The sequence below is a fragment of the Pseudooceanicola marinus genome (assembly GCF_002786295.1).
GTDB classification, from domain to species: domain Bacteria; phylum Pseudomonadota; class Alphaproteobacteria; order Rhodobacterales; family Rhodobacteraceae; genus Pseudooceanicola; species Pseudooceanicola marinus.
The window spans coordinates 426,542-443,172 of the sequence record NZ_PGTC01000010.1; the positions used below are offsets into that span (position 1 = coordinate 426,542).

Annotated in this window: 18 protein-coding genes; 13 read left to right on the top strand and 5 right to left on the bottom strand. The window is 67.5% G+C overall.

The annotated features are described in order from the left end of the window. Window positions 1-134: 134 nt before the first annotated feature. Complete coding sequence (gene dprA / locus CVM50_RS06250) at window positions 135-1,298, bottom strand: DNA-processing protein DprA (RefSeq protein ID WP_085887479.1); 1,164 nt, start codon at window positions 1,296-1,298, stop codon at window positions 135-137. A 165-nt stretch (window positions 1,299-1,463) separates the two neighbouring features. Between dprA and CVM50_RS06255 the strand changes: the two genes are divergently transcribed. Both CVM50_RS06255 and CVM50_RS06260 read left to right on the top strand, forming a co-directional pair. Beyond that, the gene (locus CVM50_RS06255; protein WP_085887478.1) at window positions 1,464-1,799 is read left to right on the top strand and encodes a cupin domain-containing protein; all 336 of its coding nucleotides are present in this window, start codon (window positions 1,464-1,466) and stop codon (window positions 1,797-1,799) included. Window positions 1,800-1,870: 71 nt separating this feature from the next. Next, window positions 1,871-2,164 carry a Dabb family protein gene (locus CVM50_RS06260; RefSeq protein WP_085887927.1) on the top strand — a complete coding sequence of 98 codons (294 nt, stop codon included), beginning with the start codon at window positions 1,871-1,873 and terminating at the stop codon, window positions 2,162-2,164. 104 nt (window positions 2,165-2,268) lie between these two features. Here the strand turns inward: CVM50_RS06260 and tldD are convergent, their stop codons facing one another. After that, window positions 2,269-3,702, bottom strand: a complete 1,434-nt coding sequence (tldD, locus tag CVM50_RS06265; protein WP_085887477.1) for a metalloprotease TldD — start codon at window positions 3,700-3,702, stop codon at window positions 2,269-2,271. Between the two features lie 328 nt (window positions 3,703-4,030). On the opposite strand from tldD, the gene coxB reads away from it, so the two are divergent. The 9 genes from coxB (at window position 4,031) to CVM50_RS06310 (ending at window position 11,618) form a co-directional block, all read left to right on the top strand. Beyond that, the gene (gene coxB / locus CVM50_RS06270) at window positions 4,031-4,867 is read left to right on the top strand and encodes a cytochrome c oxidase subunit II (protein WP_085887476.1); all 837 of its coding nucleotides are present in this window, start codon (window positions 4,031-4,033) and stop codon (window positions 4,865-4,867) included. A gap of 187 nt (window positions 4,868-5,054) precedes the next feature. Then, complete coding sequence (gene cyoE, locus CVM50_RS06275; protein ID WP_085887475.1) at window positions 5,055-5,993, top strand: heme o synthase; 939 nt, start codon at window positions 5,055-5,057, stop codon at window positions 5,991-5,993. Window positions 5,994-5,996: 3 nt separating this feature from the next. Next, the gene (locus tag CVM50_RS06280) at window positions 5,997-6,191 is read left to right on the top strand and encodes a cytochrome C oxidase assembly protein (protein WP_085887474.1); all 195 of its coding nucleotides are present in this window, start codon (window positions 5,997-5,999) and stop codon (window positions 6,189-6,191) included. A gap of 2 nt (window positions 6,192-6,193) precedes the next feature. Continuing rightward, window positions 6,194-6,781 (top strand): cytochrome c oxidase assembly protein, encoded by a 588-nt coding sequence (locus CVM50_RS06285; protein WP_085887473.1) that lies wholly within the window; start codon window positions 6,194-6,196, stop codon window positions 6,779-6,781. Window positions 6,782-6,806: 25 nt separating this feature from the next. After that, window positions 6,807-7,607 (top strand): cytochrome c oxidase subunit 3, encoded by an 801-nt coding sequence (locus CVM50_RS06290; RefSeq protein WP_085887472.1) that lies wholly within the window; start codon window positions 6,807-6,809, stop codon window positions 7,605-7,607. Between the two features lie 93 nt (window positions 7,608-7,700). Beyond that, a complete protein-coding gene (locus CVM50_RS06295) occupies window positions 7,701-8,390 on the top strand; it encodes an SURF1 family protein (protein WP_085887925.1) in 690 nt (229 codons plus the stop codon). Then, entirely contained in the window at window positions 8,387-9,775 is a 1,389-nt protein-coding gene (gene thrC, locus CVM50_RS06300) for a threonine synthase (RefSeq protein ID WP_085887471.1), read from the top strand. Before CVM50_RS06295 ends, thrC begins: the two co-directional genes overlap by 4 nt. Beyond that, the gene (locus tag CVM50_RS06305; RefSeq protein WP_085887470.1) at window positions 9,772-11,034 is read left to right on the top strand and encodes a M16 family metallopeptidase; all 1,263 of its coding nucleotides are present in this window, start codon (window positions 9,772-9,774) and stop codon (window positions 11,032-11,034) included. Before thrC ends, CVM50_RS06305 begins: the two co-directional genes overlap by 4 nt. Beyond that, complete coding sequence (locus CVM50_RS06310; RefSeq protein WP_085887469.1) at window positions 11,034-11,618, top strand: GNAT family N-acetyltransferase; 585 nt, start codon at window positions 11,034-11,036, stop codon at window positions 11,616-11,618. The genes CVM50_RS06305 and CVM50_RS06310 overlap by 1 nt, the downstream gene beginning before the upstream one ends. A 96-nt stretch (window positions 11,619-11,714) precedes the next feature. Here CVM50_RS06310 and CVM50_RS06315 read toward each other — a convergent pair whose 3' ends face one another. Continuing rightward, window positions 11,715-12,320, bottom strand: a complete 606-nt coding sequence (locus CVM50_RS06315; RefSeq protein WP_085887468.1) for a flavin reductase family protein — start codon at window positions 12,318-12,320, stop codon at window positions 11,715-11,717. 85 nt (window positions 12,321-12,405) lie between these two features. On the opposite strand from CVM50_RS06315, the gene CVM50_RS06320 reads away from it, so the two are divergent. Together CVM50_RS06320 and CVM50_RS06325 are read left to right on the top strand one after the other, a co-directional pair. Continuing rightward, complete coding sequence (locus CVM50_RS06320; RefSeq protein WP_085887923.1) at window positions 12,406-12,891, top strand: GNAT family N-acetyltransferase; 486 nt, start codon at window positions 12,406-12,408, stop codon at window positions 12,889-12,891. Between the two features lie 162 nt (window positions 12,892-13,053). Then, the gene (locus tag CVM50_RS06325; RefSeq protein ID WP_085887467.1) at window positions 13,054-13,848 is read left to right on the top strand and encodes an EcsC family protein; all 795 of its coding nucleotides are present in this window, start codon (window positions 13,054-13,056) and stop codon (window positions 13,846-13,848) included. Here the strand turns inward: CVM50_RS06325 and CVM50_RS06330 are convergent. Both CVM50_RS06330 and CVM50_RS06335 read right to left on the bottom strand, forming a co-directional pair. Next, window positions 13,845-14,684: an MBL fold metallo-hydrolase gene (locus CVM50_RS06330; RefSeq protein ID WP_085887466.1), complete on the bottom strand. Its 840-nt coding sequence runs from the start codon at window positions 14,682-14,684 to the stop codon at window positions 13,845-13,847. The genes CVM50_RS06325 and CVM50_RS06330 overlap by 4 nt on opposite strands. A gap of 261 nt (window positions 14,685-14,945) precedes the next feature. Then, complete coding sequence (locus CVM50_RS06335) at window positions 14,946-16,580, bottom strand: SulP family inorganic anion transporter (protein WP_085887465.1); 1,635 nt, start codon at window positions 16,578-16,580, stop codon at window positions 14,946-14,948. Between the last annotated feature and the right edge of the window lie 51 nt (window positions 16,581-16,631).

Sequence of the window (16,631 nt, forward strand, 5' to 3'; positions counted from 1 at the left end):
GGGTTCCTTTCGCTGGACGGCTCGACTCGAAAGACGCGCCTTGGCGGCGGAACATGTGGGCTGGCAGGGCTGATTGTCAATGGAGGCAATCCTGCCCATGGCCCCGGGCCCTGCTGCGCCGCGGCAAAGGGCGATCAACTGCCCGTGTTTTCGCCGCGGGTGATCAAGCCCCCCGGCTGGCGGCGGATCCGGCCCTCCAGTTCCAGGTCGGTCAGGGCGGGGGCCACCTGGCGGGCGGGGGCGTCGAGCGTGGCCAGAAGCACCTCTTCTTCCACCGGGGCGGCGTCGATCCGGTCGAGGATCTGGGCATGCAGCTGCGCGATGTCGCGCAGGCTGTGGGAGGGGGCTGCCGAGGCGTCGGGCCGTGCATCCGGCTGAGGCACCGGGGCCCTGGGCCGCGGGGCGGGGTCGCCCAGGACCTCCAGCACATCGCGGGCGCCGCGCACCAGGCCGGCGCCGTCGCGCAACAGCAGGTTGCAGCCCGAGGCCCGGGCCTCGAAGGGGTGGCCGGGCACTGCCAGGACCTCCCGACCCTGGTCGAGGGCGTGGCGGGCCGTGTTCAGCGTGCCGGATTTCGTTGCCGCCTCCACCACCACCACGGCGCGGGCCAGGCCGGAGACCAGGCGATTGCGCAGGGGGAAATGCCGTTGCGCCGGCGCCAGCCCAGGGGGCTGTTCCGTCAGGCACAGGCCCTCGGCGGCGATGCGGTCCGCCAGGCGGCGGTTTTCCAATGGATAGACCTGGTCCAGCCCGCCGGGAAAGACGGCGATGGTGCCGGTCTCGACCGTGGCCTCATGCGCCGCGGCGTCGATGCCGCGTGCCAGGCCGGAAATCACCACCTGTCCCGCCTGGCCCAGGTCGGCGGCGAGGGCGCGGGCCATGCGCAGCCCCAGGGAGGAGGCCTGCCGCGCGCCGACCACGGCCACGCCGGGGCGCGTCAACAGCTCGGCCCGGCCGCGCAGCCACAGCAGGGGGGGCGCGTCGGGCAGGTCATCCAGGGCGGTGGGGTAGGCGGCCTCGCCCCGGGCAACCAGGTGTGCCCCAAGGGCCTGGCCCCGGGCCAGTTCCTGTTCGGCGATGGAGAGGGGACAGGGGGCGTAGTCGGACAGGCCCGCCGCGCGCGCCACCTCCGGCAGGGCCTCCAGGGCCGCCGCGGCGCTGCCATGCTCGGTGAGCATCCGGTAGAAGGTGACCGGTCCGATCCGGCGAGAGCGCAAGAGACGAAGCCACGACAGACGCTCATCTTCCGTGGTGGGTGGGAGTGGGGGGTGAGTGGAAGGATGATTATCCACGACCATCGTGACTCCGCCTGCTTGCAGAATCATGTGTAGCGTTCGGGTGGTTAATTATGGGTGAAGGGGCGCGCGGCCCGAAGAGGCTGCTGCGGCAGCCCGCCCGCTTGCCCTCGTCGCGCGCGGCCGCCATGGTCCGCCGCATCGAATTGGCCGACGGAGGAGCCTATCATGACCTTTCCCGACTTCATCATGGGCTTTCCCGCCCTCGACGTGCCCTTTCCGGAGGATGTCGTGCAGACCCGCGCGGTGCAGTCGGAGGCCGGGCTGGTGATCTTCTTCACCTTCTTGCAGGACATGGTCCTGCCGCCCCATGCCCACGGGCCGCAATGGGGCACGGTGGTGGAGGGAGAGATCACCCTGACCATCGACGGCGAGACCCGGACCTATGCCCCGGGCGAAAGCTACGACATTCCCGATGGCGCCCTGCATGGCGCGAGGATCAAGGCCGGCACCAAGGTCATTGACGTCTTCGCAGAGGCGGATCGTTACGCGTTGAAGGGGTGAAACCCTCCGGCTGTTGCGCTTCCGTCAGCGGGGTGACAGGAGGGATCGCATTGATCAAGGAGGAGAACCCCATGTCCGACCGCGGCTTCATCCGTCACGTCGTCTTTTTCAGCGCCAAGGACCCGGTCGACCGTGCGCGGGTTTACGAAGGCCTGTCGATCCTGAAGCAGAACCCCCATGCCCGCGTGCTTGAAGTGGTCGAGAACAGCCACGTCGACAGCTTGTCGGGCGAGGTGGACGTGGTCGTCTACGGCGAGTTTGACGACGAGGCGGCGCTGGCCGCCTACAAGGCGCATCCGCTTTACCAGCAGTCCATCGACCTGGTGAAACCCCTGCGCGAGCTGCGCATCGCCGCCGATTTCTGAGGGCGCCGCGCGCCGAGGCTGAAACGACAGAAGGCGCGTGCAACCAGCACGCGCCTTTTTCCTGTCGGATCCAATGGATCGCCGCGAAGATCAGGGGGCGGGGATCAGGTGGCCGAGCCACCCACGGTCAGCCCGCCGATCAGCACCGTTGGCTGACCCACGCCCACGGGCACCCACTGGCCCGACTTTCCGCAGTTGCCCATGCCTGGATCAAGCGCCAGGTCGTTGCCGAGCGCCTTGATCTGCTTCATCGCTGCAGGCCCCGACCCGATCAGCGTCGCTCCCTTCACCGGGGCGACGCGGCGGCCGTTCTTCACCAGGTAGGCCTCGGTGCAGTTGAACACGAACTGGCCATTGGTGATGTCCACCTGACCGCCGGAGAAACCGACGGCGTGGATGCCGTCCTTCATCTCGCCCACCACCTCTTCGGGGGTGGCCTCGCCGCCCAGCATGTAGGTGTTGGTCATCCGCGGCATCGGCGCATGGGCATAGCTTTCGCGGCGGCCGTTGCCGGTGGGGTCCACGCCCATCAGGCGGGCGTTCTGACGGTCCTGCATGTAGCCCACCAGGATGCCGTCCTCGATCAGCACGTTCTTGCCCGAGGGCGTGCCCTCGTCATCCACGGTGATGGAACCGCGGCGGTCGGGGATGGTGCCGTCGTCCAGCACCGTCACGCCCTTCGCCGCCACCTGTTCGCCGATGCGGCCGGAAAAGGCGGAGGCGTTCTTGCGGTTGAAATCGCCCTCCAGCCCGTGGCCCACGGCCTCGTGCAGCATGACCCCGCACCAGCCGGAGCCCAGGACCACGTCCATCTGGCCGGCAGGGGCGGGGATCGCTTCGAGGTTCACCAGCGCGATGCGCAGCGCCTCACGCGCCTTGGCCTGCCAGTCGGCGGGGTCGATCAGCCCGTCCAGCGCGATGCGCCCGCCGCCGCCGGCGGTGCCGGTCTGGCGCTGGCCCTTGTCCTCGACGATCACGCTGACGTTGACGCGGGTCATCGGGCGGATGTCGCTGACCACGTGGCCTTCGGGGCGCAGGATCACCACCTCCTGGCACGACGCCGCGATGGTGGCCGAAACCTGCACCACGCGTGGGTCGAGGTCACGGCAGAAGGCGTCGATCTCCCGCAGGGTGTCGACCTTCACCGGAAAGCTGTGGCCGGCAATCGGATCGAGGTCCGCATAAAGATGTCGGTTGGTGCCGGCGGGCGGGGGCGCCATGGTGCCACCGCCGTCGCCCACGGCTAGGCGCGCAGTGGACACGGCACGCTTCAGCGCGCTTTCGGAAATGTCGGTGGCATGGGCATAGCCCGCCACCTCGCCGCGCACGGCGCGCAGGCCGAAGCCCTCAGCGGCATCGTAACTGGCGTTGCGGATGCGCCCGTCGTCGAAATGCAGCATTTCCGACCGGCGGCGTTCCAGGAACAGCTCGCCGTCATCGGCGCCGGCCACCGCTTCACGCAGGAGGCGCAGCGCGGTGGCCTCGTCCAGCATCGTCTCGAAGGGGCGGAACGGGGTTTCCGGGGCGGTTGCGGTCATCGCTGGGGGCCTTTCAGGAGCGTGCGTGGCGCGAACGGGCGCGCGGCCGGACGGGGAAGGGGACAGAATCGGTATATTCCGCACCTATGTTCCGGGATGTGCAAGGGAAGGGCGCGGGGGCCTACCTGCGACATATTTTCTTGATCTGGATCAAAAAACTGACTTCTGACGCGCGCGTGATTATTGTCGTGAGCGCAAGAATATGATTTTAAGCTGCAACAAACAATGGGAGCGCCATGGCCATCGGGCGCTCTCCCCCGGTAGGAGGCCGGGCGGGGAGGAGGCCGAGACTGTGCAGGCGATCTGCCGCAACCGATCAGGGTGACCGATGCGACTGAAGACACATTTTCTTGGCCTGATGGCCGCCCTTGCCGCCACGCCCGCGATGGCGCAGGAGCTGGAGACGATCGGCAAGCCGACCCTCGGCGGGACCGGCTTCCAGACCGCCGCGACCGAACTGGCGCGCGATCTGCAATGGCTTGAACACATGCTGATGTGGATCATCGTGCCGATCGTGATCCTCGTCGTTGCGCTGCTGCTGGTGGTGATCCTGCGGTTCAACCGCAAATCCAATCCCAAGCCCGCGACCTTCACCCACAATTCGCCGCTGGAAGTCGCCTGGACGATCGTGCCGATCCTGATCTTGCTGTTCATCGGTGCCTTCTCGCTGCCGACCCTGTTCAAGCAGCAGGTGATCCCCGAGGGCGACATCCACATCCAGGTGACCGGCTACCAGTGGTACTGGGGCTATGAGTACACCGACAGCGAAGACCTGGCGTACGAAGGCTTCTTGTTGCCCCGCGAAGACCTGGCGTCCTACGGCTACAACGACGATGAATACCTGCTGGCCACCGACAGCGCGATCATCCTGCCCGTGGGCAAGACCGTCGTGATGACCGTGACCGGCGCCGACGTGATCCACTCCTGGACCGTGCCCGCCTTCGGCGTGAAGCAGGACGCCGTGCCCGGCCGCTTCGCCCAGCTGTGGTTCACGCCGGAGCAGGAAGGCATCTACTTCGGCCAGTGTTCGGAACTGTGCGGCAAGGACCACGCCTATATGCCGATCACCGTCAAGGTGGTCAGCCAGGAGGTCTATGACGCCTGGCTTGCCGCCTCGGAAGAGGCCGGTGGCTTCGTGCCGCTGAGCGAGCTTCCGGCGGTCTGATTGACCCCGGCCGGGCGCCGCCACGGTGGCGCCCCCGACACCACGCCAGGACGGCGGGCCGCAGGTCCGCCTCTCGTGGGAGGAGAGGGAGGAGGCGCCCGGAGCTGATCCGGGCCCCAGATGAAACCCGACCCGCCCCGGCCCGCGCGCCGGCCCACGGATCCCCCGCAAGATCGAGACCCAAGACATGACCGACGCAAGCATCCAGACGCAGGCCAACCAGGGCGACGCCGAGTTCGGCGACTACATCGCCCTGCTCAAGCCGCGGGTCATGTCGCTGGTGGTCTTCACCGCGCTGGTCGGCCTGGTGGCCGCCCCGGTGCCGGTGCATCCCTTCATTGCCTTCTGCGCGATCCTGTTCATCGCCGTGGGCGGCGGCGCCTCGGGCGCGCTGAACATGTGGTACGACAGTGACATCGACGCGGTGATGAAACGCACCAAGGGCCGCCCCATCCCTGCGGGCCGCGTCGGCCGGGACGAGGCGCTGGCCCTGGGCCTGGCGCTGTCGGGCTTCAGCTGCGTGATGCTGGCGCTGGCTGCCAATGTCTTCTCGGGCCTCTTCCTGGCCTTCACGATCTTCTTCTACGCCGTGGTCTACACCATGTGGCTGAAGCGTTCGACGCCGCAGAACATCGTCATCGGTGGTGCCGCGGGCGCCTTCCCCCCGATGATCGGTTGGGCCGTCGCCACCGGCGGCGTCAGCGTCGAGTCGGTGCTGATGTTCCTACTGGTCTTCATGTGGACCCCGCCGCATTTCTGGGCCCTGGCGCTGTTCATGCGGTCCGATTACGATGACGCGGGTGTGCCCATGCTGACCGTGACCCACGGCCGGCCGGCCACCCGTCGCCATATCCTGATCTACACCGCGGCCCTGGCGCTGGTGGCAATCGGCACCGCCTTCACCTCGATCGGCGGGCCGCTGTACCTGGCTGTCGCCCTGGTGCTGAACGCTATGTTCCTGGCCGGGGCCGTCCGCATCTGGCGCCGGGACGAGGCGATGGCCGAGGCCGACGACTACCGGGTCGAGAAACGCTTCTTCAAGCTGTCGTTGATCTATACCTTCCTGCATTTCGCCGCGATCCTGGTCGAGGCGGTGCTGAAACCCTATGGCCTTGGAGGCTGGTAAGCGATGCCGCTGACCCATGAACACGAGTTGCACCAACGCCGCCGGGGCCTGAACATGGGCCTGGGGCTGGTGCTGGCCGGCTTCGTGGTGCTGGTCTTCGTGCTGACCTTCGTGAAGGTCACCGGCCAGAACCTGCAGATGCCCGACAATGTGCCGGGCGCAAGCGCCGCGGGCCAGTCCGCGGCGACGGAGGGGTAGCGATGGATCCGAAGAAGAAGACCGTCTTTCAGGCCCTGGGCGTTATCGGCACCATGGGGGCGCTCGCCTGGGCGGCGGTGCCCGCCTACAACTACTTCTGCGCCGTCACCGGCTTCGGGGGTGTCACGCAGCAGGCCGATGCGGGCTCCGACCATATCCTCGACCGGACCATCAAGGTCCGTTTCGATGCCTCGACCGAGCGTGACATGGCCTGGGATTTCAAGCCCGTTCAGCGCCAGGTGGAGCTGAAGATCGGCGAGACCGGCCTGGCCTTCTACGAGGCGCACAATCCGACGGACCGGCCGATCGCCGGCCAGGCCAGCTACAACGTCACGCCCTACGAGGCGGGCGGCTTTTTCACCAAGATCGACTGTTTCTGTTTCACCGAGCAGGTTCTGATGCCCGGTGAAACGGTGGAGATGCCGGTGACCTTCTACGTCGATCCCGAAATGGTCGAGGATCGCGACGCAAAGTATATCCACACGATCACGCTGGGGTATACGTTCTACGAGATCGACATGCCCGAAGGCTACGCGGCGGATCACGCCGCGCTGCTGGACGGGCAAGCACCGCAAACCGATGTGAACTGAGGGGCCGAGCCCGGGGAAGAGAACAATGGCGCACGCAAAGAACCACGATTACCACATTCTGCCACCGTCGGTGTATCCGTTCATCGGGGCGGTCGGCACCTTCGTCATGCTGTTCGGCGCCGTCATGTGGCTGAACGACAGCGGCCCCTGGCTGTTCCTCGCCGGCCTGCTGGCCATTTTCTACACCATGTTCGGCTGGTGGCGTGACACGGTGATGGAAAACATCGCTGGGGACCACACCGCCGTTGTCCGCATCGGCCTGCGCTATGGCGTGATCCTGTTCATCATGTCCGAAGTGATGTTCTTCGCCGCCTGGTTCTGGTCCTTCTTCAAGCACGCCCTCTACCCGATGGGCCCGGAAAGCCCGGCCGTGGATGGCGTCTGGCCGCCCGCGGGGATCGAAACCTTCGACCCCTGGCACCTGCCGCTGATCAACACGCTGATCCTGCTGTGTTCCGGCGCCGCCGCCACCTGGGCGCACCACGCCCTGGTGCATGAAAACAACCGCCGTGACCTGAAAACCGGGCTGCTGCTGGCCGTCCTGCTGGGCCTGCTGTTCACCGCCTTCCAGGCCTATGAATACAGCCACGCCGCTTTCGGCTTCGGCGGCAACATCTACGGCGCCAACTTCTTCATGGCGACGGGCTTCCACGGGGCGCATGTGATCATCGGCACGATCTTCCTGCTGGTCTGCCTGTTCCGCGCCAACGCCGGGCACTTCACGCCAACCAATCACGTCGGTTTCGAGGCTGCCGCCTGGTACTGGCACTTTGTCGACGTGGTCTGGCTGTTCCTCTTCGCCTCGATCTACATCTGGGGCCAGTAAGGCCTGCGGCGGGCGGGGTTTACCCCGCTGTCCGAAGAGCAGAGGATCCGAGGGCGCGGGCTTTCCGCGCCCTTCTTCATGAACGGGGATGACATGCGGGGAAAACTGATCGGCGCGCTGGTGCTGGGGATCGGCGGTGTGGCTATCCTGCTGGCGCTGGCCAACTGGCAGATTCAACGGCTGGAGTGGAAAACCGGCGTCCTGGCCCGGATCGAGGCGCGCATCGCCGCCGATCCAGTGGCCCTGCCGGAGGCGCCGGACCCCGAGCAGGACCGCTATCTGGCCGTGGCGCTGACCGGACAGTTCACCGGCGCACCGCTGCGTGTGCAATCGGCGCGCGAGGGGCTGGGCGCGGGCTATCTGATCGAACAGGCGTTCGAGACGTCGGACGGACGCCGGGTCATCGTCGAACGGGGCTTCGTTCCCCAGGCTGACCCCATCCCGCAGGCGCCCGAGGGCGTCGTGACGGTCACTGGCAACCTCGTCTGGCCGGATGAAGTCGACGGCTTCACCCCGGCGCCGGACCTGGACAGCGGCTTGTTCTACGGGCGCGACCTGGCTGAACTTGCCCGTGCGCTGGACAGCGAACCGCTGCTGCTGGTACGCCGCGAGGGCCCGGCAGGGGGCGGGGCCCTGGTCGCGGCGCCGGTCGGCACCGCGGGAATTCCAAACGATCACCTGGAATATGCGATCACCTGGCTGTCTCTGGCCGCCGTATGGCTGGTCATGTCGCTTTATCTGATTTATCGCATGCGCAAACAGTCGAGAGGCGAGACGACGTGATTTACGTATCGACCCGGGGGCAGGCCCCGGAACTGAGTTTCGAAGAGGCGATGCTGACCGGGTTGGCACGCGACGGCGGCCTCTACGTGCCTGCCGAGATCCCGACCCTCTCGGAGGACGAGATCCGCGCCCTGCACGGCCTCAGCTACGAGGAAACCGCCTTCCGCATCATGTGGCCCTTCCTGGGTGGCACCTTCACCGAGGACGAATTCCGCGGCTGCATTTCGCGCGCCTACGAGGGGTTCGGCCACGCCGCCCGCGCGCCGCTGGTGCAGCTGGAGCCGGGCCATTTCCTGCTGGAACTGTTCCACGGTCCCACCCTGGCCTTCAAGGATTTCGCGATGCAGCTGATCGGTCAGCTGTTCCAGACCGCGCTGGCCAAGAACGGCCGCCGCATCACCATTGTCGGCGCCACTTCCGGCGACACCGGATCGGCCGCGATCGAGGCCTTCCGCGGGCTCGATAACGTCGATGTCTTCATCCTCTACCCGCACGGCCGGGTGTCCGAGGTGCAGCGCCGGCAGATGACCACGCCCGCCGACAGCAACGTGCACGCCCTGGCCGTCGATGGCGATTTCGACACCTGCCAGGCGCGGGTGAAGGACATGTTCAACGATTTCGAGTTCCGCGACGAGGTCGGCCTTGCTGGCGTCAACTCGATCAACTGGGCGCGGGTGCTGGCGCAGGTCGTCTACTACTTCACCTCCGCTGTCAGCCTGGGCGCGCCCGAGCGCTGCGTCAGCTTCACCGTGCCAACGGGCAATTTCGGCGACATCTTCGCGGGCTACATCGCGCGCAAGATGGGGCTGCCCATCGACACGCTGGTGGTGGCGACGAACCAGAACGACATCCTGCACCGCTGCCTCAGCACGGGTGAGTACAAGCCCGACGGCGTGACCCCCTCGATCAGCCCGTCGATGGACATCCAGGTCAGCTCGAACTTCGAGCGGGTGCTGTTCGACGCGCTCGGCCGCGACGGCGGCGCCGTCGGTCAGCTGATGGACGAGTTGAAGGCGGGCGGCTTCACCGTGCCCCAGGGCGCGCTGCAGGCCCTGCAGGAAGCCTTCACCTCGGGCCGCTGCTCGGAGGAGGAGACGCTGGCAACCATCACCGAGATGCGCGATCTGACCGGCGAGCTTCTGTGCCCGCACAGCGCCGTGGCGGTGAAGGTCGCGCGCGAGATGCGCGACCCGGCGATCCCCATGGTGTCGCTCGCCACCGCGCATCCGGCCAAGTTCCCCGACGCGGTGGAACAGGCCAGCCATATCCGCCCCGGCCTGCCAGAGCGTATGGCCGACCTCTTCGACCGGGAGGAGCGGTTCACACGAATTGCCGACGATCTGGGCGCCATCGAGGCCCTGATCCGTGAAAGGAGGGCGCATTGAGCGTCGAACTGACGACCCTGAAAAACGGGTTTCGCGTTGTCACTGAAACCATGCCGGGCCTGCAATCGGCCTCGATCGGGATCTGGGTCAGCGCCGGCGGGCGGCATGAGCGGCCCGAACAGAACGGCATCGCCCATTTCCTGGAACACATGGCCTTCAAGGGCACGAAGACGCGCAGCGCGCTCGACATCGCCGAGGTGATCGAGGACGTGGGCGGCTTCATCAACGCCTATACCTCGCGCGAGGTGACGGCCTATTACGCCCGCGTGCTGGAGGCCGATGTGCCGCTGGCGCTGGACGTGATCGCCGACATCCTGCGCGCCTCGGTCTACGATCCGCATGAGATCGAGATGGAGCGTGGCGTGATCCTCAGCGAGATCGGTCAGGCGCTGGATACGCCCGATGACGTGATCTTCGACTGGCTGCAGGAACAGGCCTACCCGGAACAGCCCTTGGGCCGCACGATCCTGGGCCCCGAAGAGCGCGTGCGCGCCTTCAGCCGCGACGATCTACAGGCCTTCGTGGCCGAACACTACGGGCCGGGCCAGATGATCCTGGCTGCCGCCGGTTCGGTGGATCACGCGGCGCTGGTGAAACAGGCCGAGGCGCTCTTCGGGGACATGCCCGCCCATGGCCAGCCCGACATCGTGCCCGCCCGTTTCGTCGGCGGCGACCTGCGCCGGGTGAAGACGCTGGAACAGGCCCATGTGACCTTCGGCTTCGAGGGGCCGGATTACCGATCCGAGCAGGCCTATGCGGCGCAGATCTACGCCGCGGCGCTTGGCGGCGGCATGTCCTCGCGGCTGTTCCAGGAACTGCGCGAGAAGCGGGGCCTGTGCTACACCGTCTTCAGCCAGGCCGGTGCCTATGCCGACAGCGGGATGATGACCGTCTATGCCGGCACCTCCGCCGACAAGGTGGCGGAACTTTCGGAGCTGATCCTGGACGAGATGAAGCGCGCCGCCGACGGGCTGAGCGTGGCCGAGACCGATCGGGCCCGCGCCCAGATGAAGGCCGGGCTGCTGATGGGTCTGGAAGGCGCCAGCAACCGCGCCGAACGCCTGGCGCGGATGGTCGAGATCTGGGGCCGTGTGCCCGCGCTGGAGGAAGTCGTGGCGCGCATCGACGCGGTGACGGCCGAGGGCCTGCGGGCCCATGCAGAGGTCATGGCCGCGCGCGCGCCCATGGCGCTGGCGCTGTACGGTCCCGTGGAGGGGGTGCCCGCCTTCGAGCGGCTGCAGGCCCGCCGCGCTGCCTGATGTTGCGGTCCCGGCGGAAAGTACGGATCGAGACGGGGCGCATGGTGCTGCGCCTTCCGGTTCATGCCGATTTCCATGCCTGGACCGATCTGCGCGCCGAAAGCCGCGACTTCCTGACCCCCTGGGAGCCCGGCTGGTCCCGCGATCACCTGACCCGGCGCAGTTTCACCAACCGTGTCTACTGGGCGCAACGCTCGGTCACCGGGGGCACGGCCCTTCCGCTGTTCCTGGAACGGAGCGGCGACGGGGCCCTTTTGGGGGCGATCACGCTCGACAACATCCGCCGCGGCCCCAGCATGTCGGGCGTCCTGGGCTACTGGATCGGCGAGCGCTACAAGCGCCAGGGTTACATGCGCGAGGCGATCGAGGGGGTGGTACAGCACGCCTTCCACCGCATGGACCTCAGCCGCATCGAGGCTGCCTGCCTGCCCGAGAACACCCCCTCGCGCCGCCTGCTGGAAAGCTGCGGCTTCAAGTACGAAGGCGTGGCCCAGAGCTATCTGCAGATCAACGGGCGCTGGCGCACCCATGTCCTCTATGCCTCGCTGCGGCTGGACCGGCGCGGGCGAACGGAGGCGGGGTAGTCGCGGCTTCGGTCGGGTAGGGGGCCTTTCTCCGTTGTCGGAGAGCGTCAGAGAGGGAGGAAGGGGCAGAGCCCCCGTGCCCCGCGGAATGGCCCCTCAGTTCTGACCGGGGCGGCTCAGGGGGAAAAGTTCCGTGATGGCGGAATAGTCGCGGTAGCCCAGCCGTGACAGGGTTTGCACCTTGGCCACGTCGAACATCCCCTCGGTCAGGGCGGTCTCGTCGATATGCACGCCCACGACCTCGCCGATGACCATGACGTTGGGGGCCCCGGCCAGGTCGACGATCTGCGTCATCCGGCATTCCAGCGCCGCAGGCGCCGCGGCGACCCGCGGGCAGTCGATCATCTGGCACTGTGCCTTCTCCAGACCCGCCACCGCGAACTCGTCCTCGCCGGCGGCCAGTGCTGCGGAACTGGCGTTCATCGCGTCGCGCAGGGCGTAGGACACGATGTTGCAGCAGAAGACCCCGGTTTCCCGGATCTGCGCCACGCTGTCCTTGGTGCCGTCACGGTCGGGCTTGGCGCTGCTGGAGGCGAACATCACCTGCGGCGGGCTGTCCGCCACCGCGTTGAAGAAGGAATAGGGTGCCAGGTTGTCCCCCAGGTGCCCCCGGGTCGAGATCCACCCGATGGGGCGCGGCGCGACCAGCGCCTTGAACGGGTTGTGCGGCAGACCGTGGCCGTCTTTCGGTTCGTAGAACATGCGTCTCTCCGATGGGTTTGCCGAGCAGGTAAACCCGTGCTAGGGGCGTTTCCAACCTAAAAGACTGATCATGAGCGCAGAGACGATGTTCACTCTCACCCCCGAAACCGCGGATGACTGGTGGGAGGTCGAAGCGTTGTATGATCTCTGCTTCGCCCCCGGTCGGACCGCGCTCAGCTCCTACCGGCTGCGCGAGGACGTGGCGCCCGTTGCGGGCCTGTGCCAGGTGGCGCGGGACCGGGACGGCAGCGTCGGCGGGGCGATCCGCTACTGGCCGGTGCAGGCGGCGGGCGTGCCCGCGCTTCTGCTGGGACCCGTGGCCGTGCACCCGACCCACCAGGGCGAGGGGCTGGGCGGCCTGCTGATCAACGCCTCGCTGCATGCCGCGCGCGACAGCGGCTGGGACCGGGTTCTGCTGGTCGGCGACGCCCCCTATTACAGCCGGTTCGGATTCTCGAAACTGCCGGACATCTGCATGCCGCCGCCCACCAACCCCGACCGGGTGCTGGGGCTGGCGCTGACGCCCGGCGCCTGGGACGGGCTGACGGGCAAGGTGACACGCGCGGCCTGAGCGCCCCGGGGGGCGGGGGGCTCTGTTCATCACGGCATCGCCGCTTCCCCCCGGGGATATTTCCGGCAAGGAGAAGATGGGGCGGGGTCATGCCGGGACGACCCTCCGCCCTTTCCTTTCAGCTCCGTCGCCCCCATCTTCTGAGGGCAGACGGAGGATCCCATGACCGCAGCCGCCCCCACCCCCCTTGTCCTGCCCCGTGACGTGGCAGAGGACATCACGGAACTGGCCCGCATCCACCGCCGCGCGGGCGGGCCGGGCCTGCAGGTGCTGACCCTACTGGGCACCCGCGCCGAAGGGCTGTTGGAACGGTTGCCCCTGGGCGTGCGGACCCGCCTCGACAGCGCCACGGAAAGCGCGCTGGAGGTGGCGATGAGCGCGGCGCAGCGTTCGCGCGGGCTGGTGAAGGATCAGCCGGGCTGGCTCGACCGGGTGGTGACCATGGGCCTTGGTGCCGCCGGGGGCTTGGGCGGGCTGCCGTCGGCCCTGGCGGAACTGCCGGTGACCACGACGGTGCTGCTGCGCTCGATCCAGGGGGTCGCGGCCGAAGAGGGGTTCGATCCCTCCGAGCCCAATGTGCAGTTCGATTCCATGCGCGTCTTTGCCTCCGCCGGGCCGCTGGCCGAGGATGACGGGGCCGAGACGGCCTTTCTCGCCACTCGCCTGACCCTGACGGGGGCGACGATGCACGGGATGATCTCCGCGGTGGCGCCACGCCTGGCCGCCGCCCTGGGACAGAAGCTGGCCGCGCAGACCGTGCCGGTGCTGGGCGCCGCTGCGGGGGCCGCCGTCAACTATGCCTATACCAGCTACTACCAGGACATGGCGCGCGTGCATTTCCGCCTGCGCCGCCTGGCCATCGAGTCCGACCAGACCCCCGAGACGCTGACCGAAGCTCTGCGCGCCGAGCTGACGAAACGCCCCGTGCGCCAGTCGGATAGCCGCTCGGGCAGCTAATCGGGATCGCGCAACGCCTCCGGGCGCAGCACCATGATCGTGGGCCGGTCCGGCAGGTCGCGCAACGAGACCTCCAGCGTGTTCTCCTCGCGCAGCTCTATGGCGAACGCGCCCGACAGCCGGTCGAGGAAATAGCCCAGACTCGCCCCCGAGAACCAGTGCATCGGCAGCACGATCGACGCCTTCAACCGTTCCACCACCCGCGCCATGGCGGGCGTGTCCAGCGTCAGCCCGCCGTCCACGGGCACCATCACCACGTCCAGCCGCCCGATGGCCGCATATTGCTGATCGTTGGGTTCATGGTGCAGGTGGCCCAGATGGCCAATGCACAGGCCCCCCACCTCGAAGATGAAGATCGAGTTGCCGTTCTCCTCCACCCCGCCCATGCGGGAGCGGATATCGGTGGACACGTTGCGGATCAGCATGTCGCCCACCTCCACCATGTGGTTGACGGGCTGGCCGAAATCCTCGGACCAGCCGGGCAGGACATGGGGGATGGCCGGATCCGGGAAGGCGGTGAAATGGCTGGAATGGGCGTGGTTCATGGTCACCACGTCGGGCAGGTAATCGGCGGTGCCGATATAGCCCGGGAAGTCGGTGACGGCCCCCACGCCGCCGGGCGACTGGATCAGGAAGGCGGAATGGGTCAGGTAGCTGATCCGCACGGTATACTCGGGCACCGGATCGCGGAACGAGGCCAGCTGGACGAATGCGGCCCCCGGTGTCGATTGGGCGATGGCGATGCAATGGCTGACCGGCACCTGCGCGCCAGCAGGCAGCGGCGCCAGGATCGGCAGGAGTGGGACGGCCCCCAGGGCCAGCAGGCGTCGAAACATCGGCGGATCCTCCTCCGCAACAGCCTAGCACGCCCCGCGCCTCTGACCGCCCTCACGCCCACGTGAGGCCCCGATCACGACCCCGTGCTGCCCGCCTTTTCACCAGGGACGCCAGTCGCGCAGCGGACCGGCCCCTTCCGGTGGCCCACATTGCCACGGGGGAGGCGCCACAGGAGACGTGGGCCGTGCCCGTCCCCCTGCCAAACGAAAACGGCCGGCGCGAGGGGACGCGCCGGCCGTTCAGATGTCATGCCCCGTGGCTCAGTGCCCGCCGAGGATGCCCGTGCGGACGTGATAATCCACCGCCAGCTCGTAATCGGGGTCATCGTCGCTGTCGACCATCAGGTGACCGGCCTTCTTCAGCAGCTTGTGGCAATCGCGGCTGAGGTGACGCAGCTGGATCGTCTTGCCCTCGGCCTCGTATTTCGCCGCCACGGCCTCGATCGCCTGCAGCGCCGACTGATCGACCACGCGGCTGTCGTCGAAGTCGATGATCACCTGCGCCGGGTCTGCCTCGGGCTTGAACAGCTCGATGAAGCCGTCGGTGGAGCCGAAGAACAGTGGGCCGGTGATGCGATAGACCTTGGCGCCGGCCTCGTTGATGTCGGTCGAGGCCGAGATCCGGCGCGCGGCGTTCCACGAGTAGGTCAGTGCCGAGACGATGACACCGGCGACCACGGCGGTCGCGAGGTCGGTCATCACGGTGACCACCGTCACCAGGATGATGACCACGGCGTCCGTCAGCGGCACGCGCGTCAGGATCTTGAAGCTGTTCCAGGCGAAGGTGCCGATGACGACCATGAACATCACGCCCACGAGCGCGGCCAGCGGGATCTGTTCGATCAGCGGCGCGGCGAAGAGGATGAAGCCCAGCAGGCAGAGCGCGGCGAAGATGCCGGCGATCCGCGTGCGGCCGCCCGATTTCACGTTGATCATCGACTGGCCGATCATGGCGCAGCCGCCCATGCCGCCGAAGAAACCGGTGATAACGTTTGCCGTGCCCTGGGCCACGCATTCCTGGGACGCGCCGCCCTTCTGGCCGGTCATTTCACCGACCAGGTTGAGGGTCAGCAGGCTTTCGATCAGGCCGACGGCGGCCATGATGATGGCGTAGGGCAGGATGATCTGGAAGGTTTCCCAGGTCAGCGGCACCATGGGGATGTGGAAGGGGGGCAGCGTGCCTTCGATGCCAGCCATGTCGCCGACGCGCGGCACGTCGAGGCCGAAGACGATCACGATCACGGCGGTGATCAGGATGCCCGCCAGCGGCGCGGGGATCAGCTTCGTCAGCCGCGGGATGAAGTGGATGACCGCCATGGTCAGCGCCACCAGCCCCAGCATCAGGATCATCTGCGGCCCGGCCAGCCATTCGCCGCCCGAGGCGCCATGGCCCCCGGCTTCGGTCGTGCCCGGCACCTTGAACTGCGACAGCTGCGCGAGGAAGATCACGATGGCCAGACCGTTGACGAAGCCCAGCATCACCGGGTGCGGCACCAGGCGGATGAATTTCCCCCACCTCATGAAGCCGACGAAGATCTGGATCAGCCCCATCAAGACCACGGCGGCGAAGAGGTATTCGATGCCATGGGTCGCCACCAGCGACACGATGACCACGGCGATGGCGCCGGTGGCGCCCGAAATCATGCCGGGACGCCCGCCCAGCACGGCGGTCACCAGCCCGATGATGAAGGCGGCGTAAAGGCCGACCAGCGGGTGCACATTGGCCACGAAGGCAAAGGCCACGGCCTCGGGCACCAGGGCCAGGGCCACGGTGAGGCCCGACAGCAGTTCGATCCGCAGCCGGTCCGGGGAGAAGCTGTCGTTCGTGGTCGGCGCGAGGCGCAGGTCGGGCAGGGTGATGCGATCGGCGAATCTCGCCAGAATGGCTTTGCGCATGTCTCGTCCTGTCTGGGATGTCTGTTCACGGTTCCGATAGCGGTTTTGCCC

Excerpts from the sequence above, each read along its gene's own strand:
- CVM50_RS06310 (WP_085887469.1), top strand. The coding sequence starts at position 11,034 with ATGTTGCGGTCCCGGCGGAAAGTACGGATCGAGACGGGGCGCATGGTG.
- CVM50_RS06320 (WP_085887923.1), top strand. The coding sequence starts at position 12,406 with ATGTTCACTCTCACCCCCGAAACCGCGGATGACTGGTGGGAGGTCGAA.
- CVM50_RS06255 (WP_085887478.1), top strand. The coding sequence starts at position 1,464 with ATGACCTTTCCCGACTTCATCATGGGCTTTCCCGCCCTCGACGTGCCC.
- tldD (WP_085887477.1), bottom strand. The coding sequence starts at position 3,702 with ATGACCGCAACCGCCCCGGAAACCCCGTTCCGCCCCTTCGAGACGATG.
- CVM50_RS06295 (WP_085887925.1), top strand. The coding sequence starts at position 7,701 with ATGCGGGGAAAACTGATCGGCGCGCTGGTGCTGGGGATCGGCGGTGTG.
- coxB (WP_085887476.1), top strand. The coding sequence starts at position 4,031 with ATGCGACTGAAGACACATTTTCTTGGCCTGATGGCCGCCCTTGCCGCC.
- CVM50_RS06330 (WP_085887466.1), bottom strand. The coding sequence starts at position 14,684 with ATGTTTCGACGCCTGCTGGCCCTGGGGGCCGTCCCACTCCTGCCGATC.
- CVM50_RS06290 (WP_085887472.1), top strand. The coding sequence starts at position 6,807 with ATGGCGCACGCAAAGAACCACGATTACCACATTCTGCCACCGTCGGTG.
- dprA (WP_085887479.1), bottom strand. The coding sequence starts at position 1,298 with ATGGTCGTGGATAATCATCCTTCCACTCACCCCCCACTCCCACCCACC.
- CVM50_RS06285 (WP_085887473.1), top strand. The coding sequence starts at position 6,194 with ATGGATCCGAAGAAGAAGACCGTCTTTCAGGCCCTGGGCGTTATCGGC.
- CVM50_RS06335 (WP_085887465.1), bottom strand. The coding sequence starts at position 16,580 with ATGCGCAAAGCCATTCTGGCGAGATTCGCCGATCGCATCACCCTGCCC.
- CVM50_RS06315 (WP_085887468.1), bottom strand. The coding sequence starts at position 12,320 with ATGTTCTACGAACCGAAAGACGGCCACGGTCTGCCGCACAACCCGTTC.
- CVM50_RS06325 (WP_085887467.1), top strand. The coding sequence starts at position 13,054 with ATGACCGCAGCCGCCCCCACCCCCCTTGTCCTGCCCCGTGACGTGGCA.
- cyoE (WP_085887475.1), top strand. The coding sequence starts at position 5,055 with ATGACCGACGCAAGCATCCAGACGCAGGCCAACCAGGGCGACGCCGAG.
- CVM50_RS06260 (WP_085887927.1), top strand. The coding sequence starts at position 1,871 with ATGTCCGACCGCGGCTTCATCCGTCACGTCGTCTTTTTCAGCGCCAAG.
- CVM50_RS06280 (WP_085887474.1), top strand. The coding sequence starts at position 5,997 with ATGCCGCTGACCCATGAACACGAGTTGCACCAACGCCGCCGGGGCCTG.